Raw genomic sequence first — 19,120 nt, 5'->3', positions numbered from 1 at the left:
TTCAAAATGTTATACAGCTCTAATTAAATAGGGCGATCTTCGAGCAGTAGTCCCTCGACCCGCAGCAGTCACTAGAATGACAACTATCTCAAATTTTAGCAAGGATCACGCATTAGTAAAAATGAAAACTTATTCGATTGATTTTAGACAAAAAATTATGGATGTGTACCATAATGAACCGCTGTCACAAAGAGCAATAGCTAACCGTTTTTGTGTAGCCCTAAGTTTTGTCCAAAAATTGGTTAAACAGTATCGTGACACCCAAAACATTGCTCCTCGCACTGAGCGATGTGGAGTCAAATTAAAACTGAATGCAGAACAACTGCTAATTTTAGCGGAATTGATTGAAGCAAACAATGATGCAACTCTCGAAGAACTCCGTTATTTACTGTACCAAAAAATTGGTTTTACCATCAGCGTAGCAACGATGGGAAGAATGGCAAAACTCTTAAACATGACTTTGAAAAAAAAACTCTTTTCCCGTCAGACAAAGGCACTGACAGGGTTCAGAACCTGCGATACGAGTTCTGGCAAAAAATTAGAGAAGTTTGTTTCAAAGACTTAATATTCATTGATGAATGTGGAGTAAACTTGGCAATGGTTAGGTTATATGCTCGATCTCTAAAAGGTTCAAGAGCCAAGGGATCAAAACCGAATAAACGCGGAAGAAATGTCTCAATAATTGGAGCTATATCGGTCAAAGAAGTCCTAACATCAGTTAATTTAATAGGTACAACTGATGCAATTACATTTGAGGCTTTTATTATCCGAAAATTAGTGCCAAAGTTATGGAAAGGTGCTTGTGTAGTCATGGATAATTGTACTATTCATACCGGAGAAGAAGTAGAAAAAGCCATCCAAAAAAAAGGGGCTAAATTAATATACTTGTCGCCCTATTCGCCGGATTTCTCCCCAATTGAAAATTTATGGTCAAAACTTAAAAATATTCTCCGTTCTATCAAGACACCTAATTATAAAGAGTTAGCAAAAGCCATAGAGTTTGCATTTAGTGAAGTTACATCAGCAAATATTTGGAATTGGTTTACTCACTGCTGTTATTGTACCTCACCTTTGTAAGAAATGCTATAGCAGATGCTACTCCTGGATGGGGGAGATTGTGGTTAAGCGAGTTGGGACATACACTTCCTCCAGAAGGACGACGGCGAATAGAAGCTTTTCAATCTCGTCAGACTGATAAGAAGCGGGTGTTTGTACGTGCTGAAACATGGTTGTCAAGTCGGACTCAAAAACCTACAGCACCCTCATCTGATGTGGATTGGTCTGGTATGGCGGAAACAATATTTTGGATAGGACATTTTGGAGTATCCTGGCCTTTAGCAGAATGGCTTTCTAATTATGAGATTGACCGAGCAATTGATGCGCTCCCCATCGAGATATTAGCTGATTTAATGCTAGGAATGTCTTGCGGATATCAAGACGGCTTTAGTTCTTGGCTGGAGACGAATCGCTCTAGACTTATGAATCGCTTTCGGCAAGAAACACAAACAGTAGCATTGGAAGATGATGGAGAAAAACTTACGGCTCATTTTATTGTTGATATCCAGCAACAAAATGGCTCTCAATCTGAAGACGAACAAGAAGCCGAAACTACTAAAAATCGCTTGCATGAAGAAGCCGTGCAGCGATGCGGAATATTAAGAAGACTGCTGCCCGATCGAGAACTGTATGCTTGTCAAGGTTACGGTCACAGGGTTTGGTCAGGTGAAATCCCATTCGATGAAACTCAAAAAACAGGTATTCCCAAGTCTTATCTTCCAATCTCGTGGCTGCTCTCAGTCAATTCAACATTTAGAGGATTGGCGGTACAACCTTTTAGACCTAAAACTTGGCAGGAATATACTCATTTAATTTTCAATCTCAGACAGGCTCTACTCCAGGCGCTCAAACAACTAGAACAGGGTTTAGAAGTCTACTTCCGTCACTCAAAGAACGTTCAGTTAATTGGCAAATTAATTGACTCAGAAAGATGGGATTATTGTCAGCATATTTTACGCAACAAACCCCTACTTCCGCATTGCGCTGTTGATGAGTGGGGTTTTGTTGATGAACTAGGCTCAGATTCACCTAGTCAAAAGGGTAAGGAAAAGTTATCCGTTGTCAGCAAGCGAAGTTTGTTCCTCAAATTATACAAGCCTTTTTTAACTGATTGGGGAACTTACACCAACACTCTTTATAACTTTTTTGACCAAGCCATTCATGCAATGGCATTAAATCCAGTCTTGGGAAAAGGATTGAAGCCTGAACAGAACAATGAGGCCACCAAAAACCAAATAATTGAAATCGCCAAACAAAAAGGGATTCAACCTCATGTGATTCGTATATCCAATTTCAACCTAGCTAATACAATCCAAGTTTTGCCCAAGCTCCACAAGAACTTTAGACAGTTGCTCGCTCAATTTATCAATGACAATGAATTGGAGTCTTTGGATGGTCAAGAACAGGTAGTCTATAGGCGTGTATGGAATCTCTGGTATTTGTTTACATCTCAGCCTGATTTACGCTTACAGAATGCCGTACAGGAGTCTGCCAATCGATTTGAGCATACTAAAAAAAGAATTAGAAACAATCTCAAAAAAGAGTTACGAAGTATTTCCTCTGAAAGCCTACGGTTTCAGATTGTATCTGAAGACACGCTTTGGGGAGACGAACGGGGACTGTGGATAAAAATTGATGGGGAAAATCCAATAGATGTGTATAACTCATTGGAAAGCCTACTGACGGCAATTCATCAGGTATTTTTGGAACTTAAGAACAAAGATTTGCGACACCATGTGATTGACTTAAATTGGCCTTTTGTTGTCATTATACCCTTAGTCAAAGGCAAGTCTTTGAATGCTACGGCATGGCGCATTTCCCTAACTGTTTTGTTATCAAATGACGAACAGCTTGAATTAAAGTGGTGGAATTTAGTTTCCCATCCTATTCCTCCAGATGCTTTGAATGAATTAGGGTTGATGATTTGGGCACAGCCGCGTTTAGAAGTGGCGAATAAGTTAGTAGCGTCAGTGTCCCAGTTATCGTTGTTTGCAGCCCATATTCGAGATTTTGCAAAACTTCCCGATTTAGATGAGCAAGGAAAAAAAGAACTTCAACAGTATATTCAGCGTCTAGTTTCTCCTATGAATGAAGCTTTACAGTTAGTGCTAGATACAGAGGTAGAAATAGGAAATTGTTTCATTGAATTATCACCTTCCGATTATGAAAAACATCCAAATTTTGTGGAGGCAATCAAAGCTTTAAAGGCTTTACACGAGCGGGTTTTACCCACTTCAGATTTTCAGGGTCAGGTGTCAATGGATTTAGAAGGAATGGTTGAATGGGCTAATCGACTAGAAACAGGGAAACAGTATGCTTTTTTCGCGTATTTGTTTTGGGCCTCTGATATTCTAAGCATCGTCCCTTTCTCCAAATAACCAAAAGAGCGATCGCCCTTATTTTCCGAAAGTGTGCTCTTTTTTCCAAAATAACAAAAAAGGATCTCGCTCTTCACTAATTTACTGCACGTTTGAGAATTTGACCGACAACTCCGTACCTGTCGCCAACCAATCCATCGAGTTCGTGTTCAATATCTTCCAACCAGCCCAGCTTACTCGTCCACTTACCATTAGCTAATTGTCTAGCTGCATGAGTTGGAATACCGATTGAGTCAACATATATCGCTATTTTCTGATATCCAACTTCTAATCCATCGCCATTACAAATTTCATATATCCCAGCGTTTGATAAGCCTGAATATACGCTTCTAGAGTCTCCTCTTGCGGCACACCGTCAGGCCAATAAAATTGCTCTCCCGGTATCGGTTGCCACCAACGATCGTCTTCCTCAGCAGCCCATGCAAAGCAGTTATATTCTTGAGATTTAGGGCTGGTAACTTGATAATCCCTGCGAGACAAATTGGACTACTTAAATTCAAATTCTGCTCTTCTATACATTCTCTTCAATCGCGTAGCCTTGATTTCTCCCCCAATCTCTCCAAGCTGATGCCATCTGTTTTACTTTTCCCCTTTGTTCGGATTGAATGGGATTTTCACCCGTAATTGCACTCAACGCCGATAACCAGTAAAGGGGATTTCTTTTGAGTTCCGATAGCAACAGCGGCACGATTTGTGTTCCCATACTAATAATTTCCTGATAGGCAGGATGCTGAGACATTTGGGCAGTAGAAGAAAGTCCAGCAACATCTTTCTCCCAATCCGAGGCTAGTGCATAAAATTTGTCAACTATATCAGGGGGAATTTTAGCATTTCTGTTGAAAATATTTTGAGCAGTATTCGGTGAAAGACTTTCTGGCTGTGCGAGTAAGTTTTCGATGCCTATTAAAACTAACTCTTCTATCGATACATTCAAGTCGTTGGCGAGTTTTTGTAACTTCAGGAGTCGCTCATCAGAAAGGGCGATCGCGATCGTGTTCATCTGACTTACGCTCCTAGCATGATGCCTTAAGTATAGCCAATAAATTACTCACCTTTAGTCACCGTTAAACCAAATTGTAGGGTGCGTTAGACATTAATTCTTTCGATTTCAACTGGTTTGAAGGATCGGACGCACCCTACGGACAATATTTCGATCGCCCCCACCATCAACTAGATGCAAGCTAGATCCAGTCCGGCCTGAATCGCGGGGTGTCCAGAAGTATAGAATAGAGGTTGCGGAACCGGCACACCGCCCGATCGCTCGCCCCCAGCAATTTGTTACCCTAAAAATAGAATCTCCCCTCCCTCAACTCCCTCCCATGAACAACGCTTCTCCCCTGATTCAAACGATAACTCCAGAACGCTGGGCCGGGTTTAGTATGGACTTTATAGGGGCGGGTTACACGGGTCTGTTGGTCAAAAACGGCCGCGTCGTGCGTACCCTAAAATCCGGGCGACATTTCAGCTTTGCCCTTCCCCTGCTGGAACAGTCTCAAATTGTCCTCGTAGACACCAAACTCCGCAATTTGGATGTACAGTCGCACGGAGATTTTTTGTCTAAGGATCGGTTTTTAATTGATGCTACTCTGACTGTTATTTATCAAGTTATAGATCCGAAACGAGTAGCCTTGGAATTGTCCGATCCTATAGCTGTTTTAGCAAGTGCAGTTAAGGATTGTATGGGATTAGCGATCGGGCAAATACCCCTACAACAGCTTATCAGTCAAGGACGGCTGTTGCTGCGCCAAAATTTGCTCGATCGCATCCAAGATTTTTATACTCTAGGTTTTAACTTAGAAGACGTGCGAATTGGCGATGTCAGCTTTCCCGAAACCAACGGAGTTATTCGCCAAGTTGAGGGAATGAGTGCCCGACAGGAAGCAGAAAATGCCGCCGCCCTGCAAATGAGAATTGCCGAAGCAGGCCGTCCGATTGTTCCTCAATCTCCCGTACAGCAGTTAAACTTAATTTCAGGTAATTCTCCTGCGAGTCTTCCAGCTTCAGACACAGCAGCAGGGTTCGATCGAGATTTACAACAACTGACACAACAACTTGCTCAAAACAGCCTCCCACCGGGGAGAAATCCTCCCCAACTTGCACCAACCGTACTCGCAAGCAGCGATCGCAAAACAACCGCATATTTAATCTACAAATTTTCTGGAGAGGCGATCGCCCTAACAGCCAATCCCTTTACAATTGGACGCGAACCAACCAACACTTTAGTATTACAAGATCCGCAAAGTTCGCGCTACCACGCTCAAATCCGCCGGGCCACTGACGAAATTGGCAAACAGCGGTATCAGCTTGTCGATAGCGGCAGTTCCAACGGCACTTTTGTAGGGGGGCAGAGGCTGGCAGCTAACGAGCCTTTTTGGCTGCCAAATGGCTGCGAAATTGCGATCGGCGACCAAAAATGGATCTTTCAAAATTCGTGAGTGAGAGAGATGAAGATTTGTTTAAACAGCAGATAAACACAGATAAATCCCATCGGAGTTCATCTGTGTTTATCTGCTGACATCTGCGGTTAAAAAATCCCAATCTAAGTAACTTGCTTTAATCACGATATACAAGTAAGAGATTCCGAATCTACCATCAACAATATGAATGTTTTTTTAAACCGCAGATAAACGCAGATAAACACAGATTAATTCTATCGGCTTTCATCTGTCAGGTTTCTGTAGGGGCGTTGTCAAGAGTCCCCGCCCTTCCGACACAGCTTGACAACTTTTCCCTCCCCAATTCCCTATACTCCCAGGTAGAAGTCTCTTGCCAACCCTAGGGGGGATATCTCCACAAGCATTTCGAGCGACAATTTGTCAAGATTGAAAATATAAGTAGAGGACAACCCCATGAACTTTTCTATACAATCTGTTTACAACTGGTATCGCGAAACCCTCCGCAACCCCAAGTACCGCTGGTGGATTATTCTCGGAACCCTGGCATATCTCATAAGCCCGATCGACATTGCCCCAGACTTTCTCCCCGTCGTCGGACAAATTGACGATGTGGCGATCGCAATGCTGCTAATTTCCGAAGTTTCGCAAATGGCGATCGACTACTTTAAATCCCGCCAAACAGAGACAGCTTCAGCATCCGAAGCCACCGGTGCCCATTATTCTGAAGCCAAAGGCAGCACCGTTGACGTAGATGCAGTTTCTGTAAAATAATTGCCAAAAATAATCGAGCGCTACAACCCCGACTTCTTCAAGAAATCGGGGTTTTTGTTTTTTAAATGGCAACTGCTCAGATCGTGCTCCAAAGCTGGTAATTTTAACTATGATCCATCTGTGCTAACAACAAATTTTTATAGATGAAGTTTAGCGAAATAGTACAAAAACTTAACTTAGCCACCAGTCGCACCCTCACAGCGTCGGTTGCTACCGATCCAGATATTACAGGCGTGGCTCCTGTTGATGAAGCTGCACCCGGTACTATCAGTTACATAGAAGGTGCTAAATTTGCTGCTCATACAGCCACTACAAATGCTTCGGCTTTAATTTTACCCTTAGATGAAAGTCTCCAAGCTCAATGTGACGATCGCAATATTGCTTGGATTGCCGCACCCGATCCGCGATTGCTGTTTGCTCAAACGATCGCCCTTTTCTATCAACCGTTTCGCCCAGCATCCGAAATTCATCCCTCAGCCACGGTTCACCCCTCCGCAGAAATTAGTGAAAATGTCTATATCGGCCCCAACGTCGTTATCCAAGCAAAAGTCAAAATTGGCAGCAACGTTTGCATTCATCCAAATGTCGTAATTTACCCCGATGCGGAAATAGGCGCAGGCACTGTTTTACACGCTAATTGTGTCATTCACGAACGTACTCGCATCGGGGCAAATTGCGTGATTCACAGTGGTGCGGCTATTGGTTCCGAAGGTTTTGGGTTCGTGCCGACAGCCACAGGATGGGTGAAAATGGAGCAGTCGGGCTGCACGGTATTAGAAGAGGGCGTTGAGGTTGGCTGCAACAGCACGATCGACAGGCCCGCTGTCGGAGAAACCCGCATCGGCCAGAATACAAAAATCGACAATTTAGTACACGTAGGTCATGGCTGTCAAGTAGGGAAAAATTGTGCTTTTGCCGCTCACGTTGGCATGGCCGGCGGGGTAAAAATTGGCAACAATGTAATTTTGGCAGGTCAAGTGGGAATTGCTAATCAAGCCAAAATCGGAGATGGGGCGATCGCCACTGCTAAAGCCGGAATTCACAGCGATGTTGCAGCAGGGGCGATCGTGACGGGCATTCCAGCAATTCCCCACAAACTATTTCTCAAAGCCACAGCCGTCTACAACCGCTTGCCGGAAATGTACCAGTCTTTGAGGCAAATTCAGCGCAAGCTCGATCGGTAGTCATTAGTTATTAGTCATTAGTCATTAGTTAACAATTAACAGTCAACAGCCAACAGTCAACAGTCAACAGTATTATAGTTGCAACCCCTTAAATGTGGAATAGCATAAACAACCTGCGACTGCTGTCGCCGTCAATACCAGCAATTGTCAAAATAATCTTGTTTTTTTCAACTTGGATTGTTGTGTGGCTTCCCGCAGCGATCGTGCTGGCGATCGCCCTCAAATGGCATCCGCCCCAACCCTTGGGAAACAAAAAACTACCTTTACTAGCTTCCCTCTACGTGATTGTTCCCTTCATTTTATGGGCGACAAGTTGGATCGAAAACACATCTTTTGCTAACTGGGGTTGGGATTGGCAACCCGCAGTTTTGATGTCATTACTGCGGGGATTAGGATTAGGAACAATCAGCTTAGTAATTTTATTCGGATTGCAATTAACCGCAGGCTGGATCGAACTACACAAAAGCGAAACTTCCACCGAAACAGGCGAAAAAAAAATTAATCCTTGGGCTTTAATTTTTAACCCTGCTAGTCTGCTGACTCTGTTATTAGGAATGTGGATTAGCGCCACAGAAGAGTTAATCTTTCGCGGCTGCTTGCAAACAATCCTCCAGCAAGATTACTCAATGCTAATCGCAGCAGCGATCGCCAGTTTCATTTTCGCGATCGCCCACCTAATTTGGGCCACCAAAGAAACTCTACCGCAACTGCCCGGATTGTGGCTGATGGGGATGGTTTTAACATTAGCCCGCATCGCCGGCAATGGTAGTTTGGGATTGGCGATCGGCATTCACGCAGCTTGGATTTGGGGTATAACTACCGTCGATACAGAAGGCGCAATTAAACCTACTTCTACCGTACCAGAATGGATTACAGGAATAGCAGCAAAACCCCTAGCCGGTGCCGCCGGAATTCTGCTACTGCTAGCAACAGCAGCCGTACTGTTCTTAATTAAAAATTAAAACCTAATACCCCCAACCCCTTTAAAATTACCTCTTCTCTTCCTCTCTTCCTCTCTTCCTCTGCGCCCTCTGCGCCCTCTGCGGTAAAAAAAGATTAGATTCAATCAAGCGAGAACTAAAACCACAAAAAACACAGATAACACAGGCATTAATCTGCGTTAATCGGCGGTTAAAATTCAGACATTAATTCAAGTGTCGATCGATCGTCACAATCGAAACTGGCCGCAACGCGTCAAAACGAGTTGAATTTCCCCCAGCCAGAGAACGCGACAATTGCACTTGCACGATTCGGTAACTCCAGTGCGGTTCCCGGCGCACCCGATCGCCGATCCAGCTCAAAACAGTAGCAATATCCTCAAAAGCATCCAAAGCCAGGACGATCGAGCCTCCAGGAAGCAGCCGCAGCGCGCAAACGCCCAAAATTTTAGTCAACCCTCCGCCACTACCGCCAATAAAAATCCGGTGCGGAGGACGCAAGCGGTGCAAGATTTCCGGGGCGGTTCCGTAAATCGAGAACACATTTTGCAGCCCAAAACGGCCGTAGTTGAACTCGATCGCAGAAGTACCAGAAACCGTTTGTTCGATCGCGTAAACCTCAGATTGCGGGAATAAACGAGCAATTTCGATCGACACAGAACCGTTACCAGCACCCACATCCCAGACAACTTGTCCCGATTGCAAAGCCAATTGTGCCAACACCAACACCCGCACTTCCCGTTCAACCGTCAAACCAGGCTTGTCGCCACAACCGATAAAAGCTGCATCCGGTATTCCCAACAAAGGCAACTTTTCCAAATCCAAAGGTTCTGCCCTTGGCGGGGGTTCCCGCAGCATCACAACCACGCTCAGCGGTGCAAAAGACTCTCTCAGCAAAGCTTCCAGAGACTTGCGGCTTACCCGTTCCTGGGCCGCCCCCAAATTTTCGCAAACCCAAAACTCGTAGCGTGTCGGCAAATCTAGAGCTTTCACCAAACTTGCCAGTACACCCGGAGTGTGAGCTTCGTCCGCCAGCACCGCAATCTTCTCCACACCGAGCTTCAGCTTCGCCGTCAGCTCCTCAAAATAGCGTCCTTGAGAGCCTACACAATGAGCATCTTGCCAAGGGATTCTCAAGCGATTAAAAGCCAACTGCACAGAACTGACATGGGGGTGAAAAGTTAATTTTTCTGGCGGCAATTGGGCAATTAACAACTTTCCCCAGCCGTAGAACAGCGGGTCGCCGGCCACTAAAATTACGATCGGTTGATCACGGGGTTCCACCGTCCCCGCAGAGGGATCTAATTCGGGTTCAGTCGCCCACCAGTGCCGAATTTCCAGAATTGCTTCGGTCAAATCTTCCAATGCCCAGCGCTCTCCGTCGTGCTGGGGAAAATAGCTCAAATGGCGCTCGCTCCCTATTAGCAGAGCGGCCATTTCTACAACCTGCCGCGCCGATTCGCTCAGCCCAGCAGCTCCATCTAAACCTATACCAACAACGTGTACTGTCACTTTTTAAGCAAAAAGTAAAAAACCAGAATTACTGATTTTTCCTGGTTTTTCATAAATTTTTTCCTTGACTTTACTGTCAAACAAAAATAATTAAAGCATTTAATAGGCAATATCCGGACTCTTGTCACAGGGGAGAGGGGGAGAGGGGGCGAGAGAGTGGGAGATGGGGAGAGTGGGAGATGGGGAGAGTGGGAGATGGGAAAAAATCTTCCTTCTTCCTTCTTCCCTCTTCCTTCTTCCTTCTTCCCTCTTCCTTCTTCCCTCTTGCTTCGTTAAAACTCAAACACAGGCCAGTCCGGTTGCCGGAGGTAGGTGGTCATGTCGTCAAACTTCCGCAGTTCCACTCGGTTTACGGACAGTTCTTGCGGCGTGTCCAGCCATTGCTCGTTTAACTCTGACAGCAAAGCGCACAAGCGAGCGCGGTCAAGGTTCGGCCCGATGTCTCCAAAATAACCCAGAGTAATGTGTGCCGTAAAATGATATTGCTGTTCAATTCCCAAAGCCATTAAATCGGGATTTTGATAGATCGATCGGCGAAACTCCAGAATTTGCTTGTAAGAGTTTTCGTCCGTCGGTGCTAAACAAACACCCACAGCTCTAGTCATCACCATCAACCCCAGCACTATCCAGCGAATGGGAGCGCCGCCCGCCAAGGGTTTGCAGGCGGCAAAACGATCGGCCATGCGCGAGCGCAGTTGCTCCTCAAATTCTGGATTTTTATCAGAGGCATCTCGAAAAGCGCTGCTCCAAATTAAATCGGCTACGGTTAAATGGAAGCTATCAGGAGGCAGTGCAACGATCGCACCCTCCGCTATTTCCTGCAATAGCCGTTGTTGGCTCGAGTGCAAATTACTATAAAATGCAGCATTTTCTGCATCTTCCCCCGCAGGGGGCGTAATCACCGAATAACCTGGAAAAGGTACAGGATCTCTCCTGCCTGCTTCGTCGGGCTTAAATTTTGGAGATTCCTGAATGTGTTCCACCTGGGACTTGTAGGAGTCCAGCAGCGTCATTCGCGCCACCCGATTTACGTAAGCTTGATAAGTATCATCCAATCTTGATTTCCTCGCGGTGACATACTCCCACACCAAATTTTATATTATGGCGCGGGCTTCCAACAGCCCAATTCAGGATATGTTGGACAAGCCTCGCGTGCAACTGTGATTTTTTTGGCTAGTGAGCGTTTTTCATGCAAATTTACCTGTTTTGGGGAGAAGACGAGTTTGCGATGTCGCAGGCTGTGACAAGTTTGCGCCAAACAGTCCTCGACCCCAACTGGGCTAGTTTTAACTATGACAAGATTATTGCCGATCGAGCTGACGCTGTGGTCGAAGGGCTCGATCGAGCTTTAACGCCCCCCTTCGGTACCGGCAGCCGTTTTGTCTGGCTGGCAAATACGACTGTAACGCAGCAGTGTTCTCCAGAACTGTTAGCGCAATTTGAACGGACGCTGCCGGTGATTCCCCCTACCACCGTATTGCTGCTGACATCCCTCAAAAAACCCGACAGCCGGCTCAAATCTACCAAGTTACTTGTCCAGCCCCCAGCCCAAGTGCGGGAATTTTCACCGATTCCGCCTTGGAATGACAAAGAATTAGCTCAGCGGGTGCGCCAAGTCGCGGGCGAAATGAACGTAAAATTGACAGCCACAGCGATCGAACTTTTGGCCGAATCCATTGGCAGCGATACCCGCGGGCTATACAGCGAACTAGAAAAATTGCGACTGTTTGCGGGCAACCGCAGCCAACCTCTGAACCCGGAAGAAGTTGCCGCACTGGTGCACTGTCACGCCCAAAATACCTTCCAGCTAGCCGATGCGATTCGCGAGGGCAATACCTCCGCCGCTTTGGATTTATTGGCAGGCTTAACTGGCCGCAGCGAGCCTGGTTTGAGGATTGTGGCTGGCTTGACTGGTAAGTTTCGGATTTGGCTGTGGGTAAAGGCGATGATCCAAGCGGGCGATCGCGATGATAAAATTGCTCAAGCTCTAGACCTCGGCAATCCCAAACGAGTATACTATTTTCGCCAAGAAGTCAAGAACGCCAGCTTAGAAAAACTGCAAAAAAGTTTGCCTTTGCTCCTAGAGTTAGAAGCTTCTTTAAAACGGGGGCGAGAAGAAATCTCCACCCTGCAAACCAAAGTTATAGAACTTTCTAGCTTGTTTCGCTGATGCGCGACAGAGCACAGGATCGGCCCCTTACTGTAAATTTTTACAACAAATTTCTTTCTTCGGCTATGTGCTTGATGCCCGATCGCGGGCTAAAAGGTGAATAGATACTAGAAATACTCTCAGAATGCCAAAGTAGAAGTTAATGTGGTAAATAAATATTGTCCGCCGAATGCCGATCGGTTAATATTATTTGCCGGCTCTCCACCCCCCCCAAAAAAAGAGCGCTACCCATGACACAACAGAACCCGCGGGAACTGCTCAAGCACGGCGATCCAAAAGCGATCGCATCTAGCATCAACCGTACACTCAACCCCAAAGGCATCAACGCCGATGTGACGCGGGACAACGGCTGCCTCCACATAATTCTGGAGGCAGACAAAGTACCGGATCAAATGGTATTGGTCGATTTCATCCGCACCGGCATGACGAAGCTGGGACTCGAATCAATTCACACTGTAAAGGTTTACGGGCGTCGAACAGGTGAGGGATCGCCTGCGTGGGAAGATGAAATTGATCTGATGCCTGCGGAGTCAATGCCTTACCCCGTAGATAGTGGAATGCCTGACGACTCTGTAGGTTTAGATGATGTCGAGCCCGCAGACGAAGACTATTATCAAGAAGGAGAATTCGATCAAGATGACGACGAGGTAGACGAAGACGAAGAGCCAGATCAAGCCCCGCCTCCGAAAAAACAATTTCCCAAATGGGTAATACCTGTGGGTATCTTAGTACCTCTGGCGGCGATCGCAGGGCTTTTCTTTACTAAAACTTTCCCCTTCGGCGACTCTAACCCAGAATCCATCGCCCCCGAAGCTGCTTCCACCTCCCCCCAAACCTCCTCTCCCCCTTCTAAAGCCGCTGCATCCTCTCCAGCCGCATCTCCAGGCACCCCACAGGCAGCCTCCCCTGCACCAAAACCCGCTCCCACTGCTGCTGCGCCAGGAAGCCCAGCTCCAGCTTCTCCTGCACCAAAAGCCGCCGCGCCTAAGCCTGACTCTTGGAGGGAAGCCGTTAACACAGCTCAGAAAGCAGCAGTTTCGGCCCAGACGGCTCAGTCTCAAAATGAGTGGATCGCAGTAGCAAGCCAGTGGCAGCAAGCAGTTAAGCTCATGAGAGCCGTACCGTCAACCAGCCCGAACTATCAAAAGGCTCAGCAAAAAGCGGCAGAGTATCAGGCTAATCTGATTGTTGCCAACCGCAGGGCGGCAGCAGCGCCTTAAGAGTTTTGAGTTTTGAGTTTTGAGTTGAATACTCGATGTGCTAAAAGTCAAAAGTCAAAAGCCAAAAGTAAAAAAACTTGTTTTTACTGAAAGCTTTCTTACTTTTGACTTTTTTCAATTTTATTAAAATTTCAACTGTATAGCAACCGCCAAGGCGGTTAAGCCGCTGTGCGAAGCACGGCTTCCATGGCATCCCTGAGACAGTCGAATTTAATTAGTTGTTTACGAATTCGACTTTTTAACCATGACCAGCATCGCTCAATTTTGTTAAGATCCGGTGAATAGGGGGGCAAGTATTTTAACTGACAACCTGCAGCTTCAATTAATTGAAGAATCCGCCCACCTTTATGAAAGGTGGCATTATCTGCAAGGACTATTTGTCCCGGTTTTAGCGTTGGGATTAAACAAGTTTCTAGCCAGGTTTCAAACACGGTTCGATTACAAGAACCCTCAACAGTAAATGGAGCCAATAACTCACCATGACAATAGGCAGCAATCATATTAACTCGCCCTTGTCTTCGGCCACTTTTTAAAGCATAAAAGCGGCTCCCTTTAGCATTCCAACCATAGCTATAATCTTCTCTACTATCCATCCCAGACTCATCTATATACACTATATCCTGTGGTACATACAGCCCTATCTCTTGTTTAAAGAGAAGTCGTTTAACTTCATCTCTTTCTTGATAACCATAAGTTTTTTTTTACGCGTAAACCCAATCTTTTTTAATGCCCGTGATATAGTGCGATCACTAATTTCTTCCGTCCATAGTTTGGCCATCTCTACTTGAGTTTTATCTCCATTAACCTCGACAAATTTGGTAAATTTTTCCCAATCAGTAATTTTGTGTCCATTACCAGGTGGTTGATTAGGCAAGGCTTGAAAGTCCCCAGTCTCGCCTTCCCGCTTCAACCATAAACGAATAGTGTTACGACTAATGCTAAATATAAGGCAAGCTTCACTAATCTTTAAGCCATCAAGCTTGATTGCTTGGATCACTTTTTGACGGAGGTCGTAACTGTAGGGTTTGGGCATGGATTTCGCTCCGGTACAGCCGGAGCAAGATTAAGAAATACTTCCAGTATAGGGCTTAACCGCCTTGGCGGTTGCTATACCTATTGCTTTAACTCCAAAAGCTGTAATTCTTTTTCATTCAATCGTTTTTAATCCCCTTCTAGTTTCATTTTGATATCAAATCCGGTAGAATCTTCTGGCGTCACCTCCAGTCAACAGCGATGCCCTGAGCGAAGCCGAAGGGTCAACAATCACCGACGGTGCAAGCGGAATTCATATAATTTATCTGCGTTAATCTGTCTTTATCTGCGCTTTTAAAAAGATAAGGGTAGTCATGCACAGTAATGATATAGCCTTTCTCAAAAAGATGAGGTACAATAACAGCAGTGTGTAAACCAGTTAAAAATATTTGACGATGTAACTTGTCCGAACGCAAAATCTATGGCTTTTCCTAATTCTTGATAATTAGTAGTCTTGATAGAACGGAGAATGATTTTAAGTTTTGACCACAGATTTTCAATTGGTGAAAAATCTGGTGAATAAGGTGATAAGTATATTAATTTTGCCCCTGTTTTTTCGATCGCTTTTTTCACTTCTTCTCCCAAGTGAATGGGACAATTATCCATCACTACACAAGCACCTTTCCAGAGTTTTGGCACAAGTTTTCTGATAATAAAAGCTTCAAATGTAATTGCATCAGTTCCGCCTATTAGATTAACCGATGTCAAAATCTCATTGACTGACCTTGCTCCAATTATTGAGACATTTTTGCCACGTTTAGTTGGTTTTGACCCCTTGGCTCTTTCACCTTTTTGCATACCTAGCATATAACCTAACCATTGCCAAATTAACTCCCGATTCGTCAATGAATATTAAGTCTTTCAAACTAATCTCTTTAATTGTTTTCCAGAACTCACATCGCAGGATTTGAACTCGCTCTGTCCCTTTCCCTGAAGGGAAGAGAGTTTTTTTTGACAGTAATGTCTAAGAGTTTTATCATTCTTCCTATTGTTGCTCTACTAACAGAAAATCCAATTCTCCCATAAAGTAAATAACGGAGTTCTTCAAGAGTTGCATCATTATTTCCTTCAATCAATTCCGCCAAGATGAGTAGTTGCTCCGCATTCAGTTTGCCTTTGACTCCACATCGGTCAGTTCTCGGAGTAATGTTTTTTGTTTCACGATATTGTTTAAGCAATTTTTGTACAAAACTCAGGGCTACAGAAAAACGCTTAGCTATTGCTTTTTGTGAAATGGGTTCAGTATGATAAGTATCAAGGATTTTTTGCCTAAAATCAATCGAATAAGCTTTCATTTTTAACAATGTATGAAGTTTGGTACAAGTAAACGTGTTGTGAGTCAAGCATCGTGTGCTTTCAAAAAAATGCTATTATGTGTGGTATCGCTTTCGCGTGGCTTTACTCAACCATGTAATTATAGTTCATTTGATCTTATCTTCTCTGTTTGACCCTCACGAGTGAGTGTCAGTAACATCATACCTCATCTTTCTGAGAAAGGCTATATCGTTTTCTGATGCAAGAATTATAGTGATGTACAAAGTTAAAAATTGCCCCAATATGGTGAAAGCAGTTTTTTTTAGAAAGACAAGGTTTTACGAACCAAACGAGAAATTCGCTGCCGTAAAGTATTATTAAGTGTTTCAATATGACTGGTTTTTACCGATTGTTTGCCTACAGGTTGATGTCTTTTAAAAGGTAGCAGTTCTGAATAAGATTCCCAAAAATCCGTATAACAAACAGCACATTGTCTATAGACAGGAGGTAAAGATTGCCAGAGTTCGGACGCAGATTTATTTGAGCGGTGTCCAATATAAAGCCCAACAATTTTACGGGTATTTTGATCTAAAGCTATCCAGATTCATTGCTTGTTTCGCTTGTTTTTGACAAATGACCAGATTTCATCTACCTCTAAAGTCAACTGACCTTTCGGTTTTTTCATCACCGAAATTTCGCCAGAAATTTCGGCATACTTTTTATTTACATAATTCTGAAGCCCTCGAATGGATACCCCCGTAGCTCTAGCAATTCCGCCTCTAGAAATTTTTTCTAAAATCAGCCGCTAAATTAAGGCTTTAGTCTAGGAGTGAAATCTGCTTATATTTACAAGTTTCAATAAATTGACGACCACAATTTTTACATTTAAATCGCTGTTTTCCGTAATAAGTGTTTCCATTTTTAATAAAAAAATCGCTTTGGCAATAAGGAGATTCCATACTTTTACCTCTGAAATTTATGGGGATTTAATATATTAAGCCATTACTGTGCATCACTACCAATGGCAGGAGGATACCGACTGGGTAGTCTGTACAGTGGTGGCGCAAAGTCGGTGCGGCTCAAGCTTGAGGGGGAAGGGGAAACGTCCTACTCTGACGAGATGTTGCTCAACGAAATTGAAGGACAGCAGAGGGTATGACCAGACCCAAACCAAGGGGTCTGGACAATACCGTAAACCGCGATCGGGTATGTTGCAACTAGCACTGATCTGACACAAAGACACTCCGCAAAATTCGCTGTATGTAGGCGCAAAAAAAGTAGTCTTTGTAAGACTACTTTTGCATCCTAGAATAAGTGGCAAGGAGCGCAGATGAAATAATTTCCACCGGTAAGCATGAGAACCCTTTCTCTACTTCGAGAAACTCCTCTAGTTACACACTAGCTTGAGCACTCGATGAACTCTGCATACTGATTTCTGCTGACTTCACAAATCCGTAGTAAAAAGCGACCGCAGCAGTAAGGGCATTGAGCCAGATATTATTTCCAAAAAGTGGTGTAAGCCCGAACAACGTATTTGCAAATGGCAGCAATCCTAAAATTGCACCTGCTGCATAAAGGATAGCGAAGATGCGATTGAACACAATGGCTCCGCTTAAGCTAGTAAATGCCGCAATTCCCCAAACACCCACTAAAATGCCAATTGCATTATGAAAATAGTTGGTGGGGAATACCCCGAATATATAGCCAAAGCCTGGTGCGGAGGTAAAGTTCTCAGAGGGAGTGAAAAAAGCAGGCACAAATCCAGCCAAGCCAAGTAACAAGAAAAGGATACCTAGGCTCAGAGCACTGTAACGAATTGAGGAATTTGAAGATGTTGATGTTTGCATGGCAGTATTTTGATTTTCAAAAATTTTTGGTGTGGACTAAACAAGTGTTTTACTGCTGTTAGAGAAACACAAACAGCTTGTAACTGACCATTCAACTCCTAGCGAGCGAGGTGAAGTACATCCCGAAGAACGCTATAACCAGCCATATCCCAAAGAAGATATGCGACAAAACCAAGCATTGCTAGACGACCGTTCCATAGCTCTTGCTGTGGGTTCCAACCAAAAATCCAGGCATTGCGATCGGCACCGTTATAAGCCGGAGTGATCGTAGGGACTGGATCAGTATTGATTGTTGAATTCTTCGTTGAAGTCTTCATAGTAGTGAGTAGTTTTCAATTATTCTGTTTCGATTTCATGGTATCGAGTATATTTGCTGGTATGGTCTACCATTAGACTTAAATTCTCTCTATATCTAAAGATTGGATTGGTAAGGCTCAACTGTTAATAATGGGCATAAAAAAAGTATCCTTGTTTACAGACAATATATGGTAGGCAATCCCGAACTCTTACTCTTGATGATTGACTTCAGAATCGATCGGAAGTTTAATTGCGTCAGTATCGGGTAGCATTCCTTGAGCATCGCTAGCGGGTACGTGTGGATTGTTGTGAAGATTAACGACACCTTTTTCCGTCTGCTCCCCATCTGCCGAATAAGAGCCTGCAATGGTTGAAGATCCAGCAGTTTTGGCCTCACCTGTTGTTCCGGTTGCGGATGAGAAATTGGAGGCGATGGGATGAGCGATCGCTTCTGCCTATGGGTTTGTGCTGGTTCCTGCGGCAATGTTGGCATCTAAAACAGCACTTCCACCCGCATTGGGGGGTGCAAAAAGTTGAGCCTGTTGAGATACGTTAACTTCTTGATTTGGCCCACTTGCTTGATTAGGCATGGATACGTTACTCATTTCTAATTTCTCTGTAAATGTGTTAAACAATTACTGCGGTATCAATCTCTCCCCTTCCACTTCCACTGACTTCAGAACCTATCACCATCAGCCACAACTGCGGTAAAATACTTATCGAAAGCCAGAGTTTCAAGGCTTTTGCTTCAACCTGTATTCAACGTACTCAAGCTTAAACTCTTACTGAGCAATTCTTTTCTTCTTAACGCTATCTCGATTACCATTGTCACCTCATGCTACTGATGAGATAAGCTATTATGAAGCCACTTTGAAAAAACGAATACAGTCGCCTTTGCTTTACGATCCTACCTGAGAAGGACGTTGTAAAAAGCACTAGCTGTTAATCTTATTTGGTAGAGGCAAGAGCCATCGTTATCTAACTTTTAATAACATTTCCGACTCATTATCTGGACTGCAAAATACTAGGAGAAAAGGAAATCGCGGCTACGCCAACGCGCAGGCT

Annotated in this window: 19 protein-coding genes and 2 pseudogenes; 9 read left to right on the top strand and 12 right to left on the bottom strand. The window is 44.4% G+C overall.

Annotated features, from left to right (window positions below):
* The first annotated feature begins 121 nt into the window (after positions 1-121).
* Positions 122-1,077 (top strand): IS630 family transposase gene (locus tag D0A37_RS00785; protein ID WP_242715677.1). Its coding sequence is split into 2 segments (ribosomal slippage): positions 122-455 and positions 455-1,077, totalling 957 coding nucleotides; the frame shifts between segments, so codons are not numbered across the junction.
* On the top strand, positions 1,038-3,434 hold the full coding sequence (locus D0A37_RS00780) for a hypothetical protein (protein ID WP_242720102.1): 2,397 nt from the start codon (positions 1,038-1,040) through the stop codon (positions 3,432-3,434). Before D0A37_RS00785 ends, D0A37_RS00780 begins: the two co-directional genes overlap by 40 nt.
* 76 nt (positions 3,435-3,510) lie before the next feature.
* On the opposite strand, the gene D0A37_RS29265 is transcribed toward D0A37_RS00780, so the two are convergent.
* From D0A37_RS29265 to D0A37_RS00770, 3 genes are read right to left on the bottom strand one after another with little or no spacing between them, the layout of a single operon-like run.
* Entirely contained in the window at positions 3,511-3,678 is a 168-nt protein-coding gene (locus D0A37_RS29265) for a DUF7689 domain-containing protein (protein WP_445242570.1), read from the bottom strand.
* Positions 3,679-3,701: 23 nt separating this feature from the next.
* Positions 3,702-3,914 carry a DUF7689 domain-containing protein gene (locus D0A37_RS00775; RefSeq protein ID WP_242720100.1) on the bottom strand — a complete coding sequence of 71 codons (213 nt, stop codon included), beginning with the start codon at positions 3,912-3,914 and terminating at the stop codon, positions 3,702-3,704.
* A 31-nt stretch (positions 3,915-3,945) separates the two neighbouring features.
* Positions 3,946-4,434 (bottom strand): hypothetical protein, encoded by a 489-nt coding sequence (locus tag D0A37_RS00770; protein ID WP_242720097.1) that lies wholly within the window; start codon positions 4,432-4,434, stop codon positions 3,946-3,948.
* A 319-nt stretch (positions 4,435-4,753) separates the two neighbouring features.
* On the opposite strand from D0A37_RS00770, the gene D0A37_RS00765 reads away from it, so the two are divergent.
* The 4 genes from D0A37_RS00765 (at position 4,754) to D0A37_RS00750 (ending at position 8,747) form a co-directional block, all read left to right on the top strand.
* On the top strand, positions 4,754-5,869 hold the full coding sequence (locus tag D0A37_RS00765; RefSeq protein ID WP_242720095.1) for an SPFH domain-containing protein: 1,116 nt from the start codon (positions 4,754-4,756) through the stop codon (positions 5,867-5,869).
* A gap of 414 nt (positions 5,870-6,283) precedes the next feature.
* Entirely contained in the window at positions 6,284-6,601 is a 318-nt protein-coding gene (locus D0A37_RS00760; protein ID WP_242720093.1) for a YkvA family protein, read from the top strand.
* A 143-nt stretch (positions 6,602-6,744) separates the two neighbouring features.
* The gene (gene lpxD, locus D0A37_RS00755) at positions 6,745-7,785 is read left to right on the top strand and encodes a UDP-3-O-(3-hydroxymyristoyl)glucosamine N-acyltransferase (RefSeq protein ID WP_242720091.1); all 1,041 of its coding nucleotides are present in this window, start codon (positions 6,745-6,747) and stop codon (positions 7,783-7,785) included.
* Between the two features lie 92 nt (positions 7,786-7,877).
* Positions 7,878-8,747: a CPBP family glutamic-type intramembrane protease gene (locus tag D0A37_RS00750; protein WP_242720089.1), complete on the top strand. Its 870-nt coding sequence runs from the start codon at positions 7,878-7,880 to the stop codon at positions 8,745-8,747.
* 183 nt (positions 8,748-8,930) lie between these two features.
* Here D0A37_RS00750 and cbiE read toward each other — a convergent pair whose 3' ends face one another.
* The 3 genes from cbiE to D0A37_RS00735 all read right to left on the bottom strand — a co-directional run bounded on the left by cbiE (position 8,931) and on the right by D0A37_RS00735 (position 11,248).
* A complete protein-coding gene (gene cbiE / locus D0A37_RS00745) occupies positions 8,931-10,235 on the bottom strand; it encodes a precorrin-6y C5,15-methyltransferase (decarboxylating) subunit CbiE (protein ID WP_242720087.1) in 1,305 nt (434 codons plus the stop codon).
* Positions 10,236-10,359: 124 nt separating this feature from the next.
* Positions 10,360-10,518 (bottom strand): hypothetical protein, encoded by a 159-nt coding sequence (locus D0A37_RS00740; protein ID WP_242720085.1) that lies wholly within the window; start codon positions 10,516-10,518, stop codon positions 10,360-10,362.
* Entirely contained in the window at positions 10,508-11,248 is a 741-nt protein-coding gene (locus tag D0A37_RS00735; protein ID WP_242725829.1) for a DUF1868 domain-containing protein, read from the bottom strand. The genes D0A37_RS00740 and D0A37_RS00735 overlap by 11 nt, the downstream gene beginning before the upstream one ends.
* Before the next feature lie 176 nt (positions 11,249-11,424).
* On the opposite strand from D0A37_RS00735, the gene holA reads away from it, so the two are divergent.
* The gene (holA, locus tag D0A37_RS00730) at positions 11,425-12,405 is read left to right on the top strand and encodes a DNA polymerase III subunit delta (RefSeq protein ID WP_242720083.1); all 981 of its coding nucleotides are present in this window, start codon (positions 11,425-11,427) and stop codon (positions 12,403-12,405) included.
* Between the two features lie 230 nt (positions 12,406-12,635).
* Positions 12,636-13,625: a hypothetical protein gene (locus D0A37_RS00725; protein ID WP_242720081.1), complete on the top strand. Its 990-nt coding sequence runs from the start codon at positions 12,636-12,638 to the stop codon at positions 13,623-13,625.
* A 158-nt stretch (positions 13,626-13,783) separates the two neighbouring features.
* On the opposite strand, the gene D0A37_RS00720 is transcribed toward D0A37_RS00725, so the two are convergent.
* From D0A37_RS00720 to D0A37_RS00710, 3 genes and pseudogenes are all read right to left on the bottom strand, one after another.
* Positions 13,784-14,658, bottom strand: a protein-coding gene (locus D0A37_RS00720; RefSeq protein WP_242717584.1) for an IS630 family transposase whose coding sequence is annotated in 2 segments (ribosomal slippage) — positions 13,784-14,326 and positions 14,329-14,658 — 873 coding nt in all. Because the reading frame shifts where the segments join, the coding sequence is not laid out codon by codon here.
* Positions 14,659-14,996: 338 nt separating this feature from the next.
* A pseudogene (locus D0A37_RS00715) lies at positions 14,997-15,952 on the bottom strand (IS630 family transposase).
* A 178-nt stretch (positions 15,953-16,130) separates the two neighbouring features.
* Positions 16,131-16,870 (bottom strand): annotated as a pseudogene (locus tag D0A37_RS00710) (IS1 family transposase).
* Between the two features lie 62 nt (positions 16,871-16,932).
* Between D0A37_RS00710 and D0A37_RS00705 the strand changes: the two are divergent.
* Positions 16,933-17,070, top strand: a complete 138-nt coding sequence (locus D0A37_RS00705; protein WP_242720079.1) for a hypothetical protein — start codon at positions 16,933-16,935, stop codon at positions 17,068-17,070.
* Positions 17,071-17,302: 232 nt separating this feature from the next.
* On the opposite strand, the gene D0A37_RS00700 is transcribed toward D0A37_RS00705, so the two are convergent.
* The 3 genes from D0A37_RS00700 to D0A37_RS00690 all read right to left on the bottom strand — a co-directional run bounded on the left by D0A37_RS00700 (position 17,303) and on the right by D0A37_RS00690 (position 18,660).
* The gene (locus D0A37_RS00700; protein WP_242720077.1) at positions 17,303-17,758 is read right to left on the bottom strand and encodes a DUF4383 domain-containing protein; all 456 of its coding nucleotides are present in this window, start codon (positions 17,756-17,758) and stop codon (positions 17,303-17,305) included.
* Between the two features lie 98 nt (positions 17,759-17,856).
* Complete coding sequence (locus D0A37_RS00695; RefSeq protein WP_006634090.1) at positions 17,857-18,075, bottom strand: chlorophyll a/b-binding protein; 219 nt, start codon at positions 18,073-18,075, stop codon at positions 17,857-17,859.
* Positions 18,076-18,510: 435 nt separating this feature from the next.
* A complete protein-coding gene (locus D0A37_RS00690; RefSeq protein ID WP_242720075.1) occupies positions 18,511-18,660 on the bottom strand; it encodes a hypothetical protein in 150 nt (49 codons plus the stop codon).
* Positions 18,661-19,120 lie beyond the last annotated feature (460 nt).

This window comes from Microcoleus vaginatus HSN003 (assembly GCF_022701255.1).
Classification (GTDB): Bacteria; Cyanobacteriota; Cyanobacteriia; order Cyanobacteriales; family Microcoleaceae; genus Microcoleus; species Microcoleus vaginatus_B.
The sequence above is the reverse complement of the archived record's forward strand: the minus strand, read 5'-3'. Positions and strand labels throughout refer to the sequence as shown.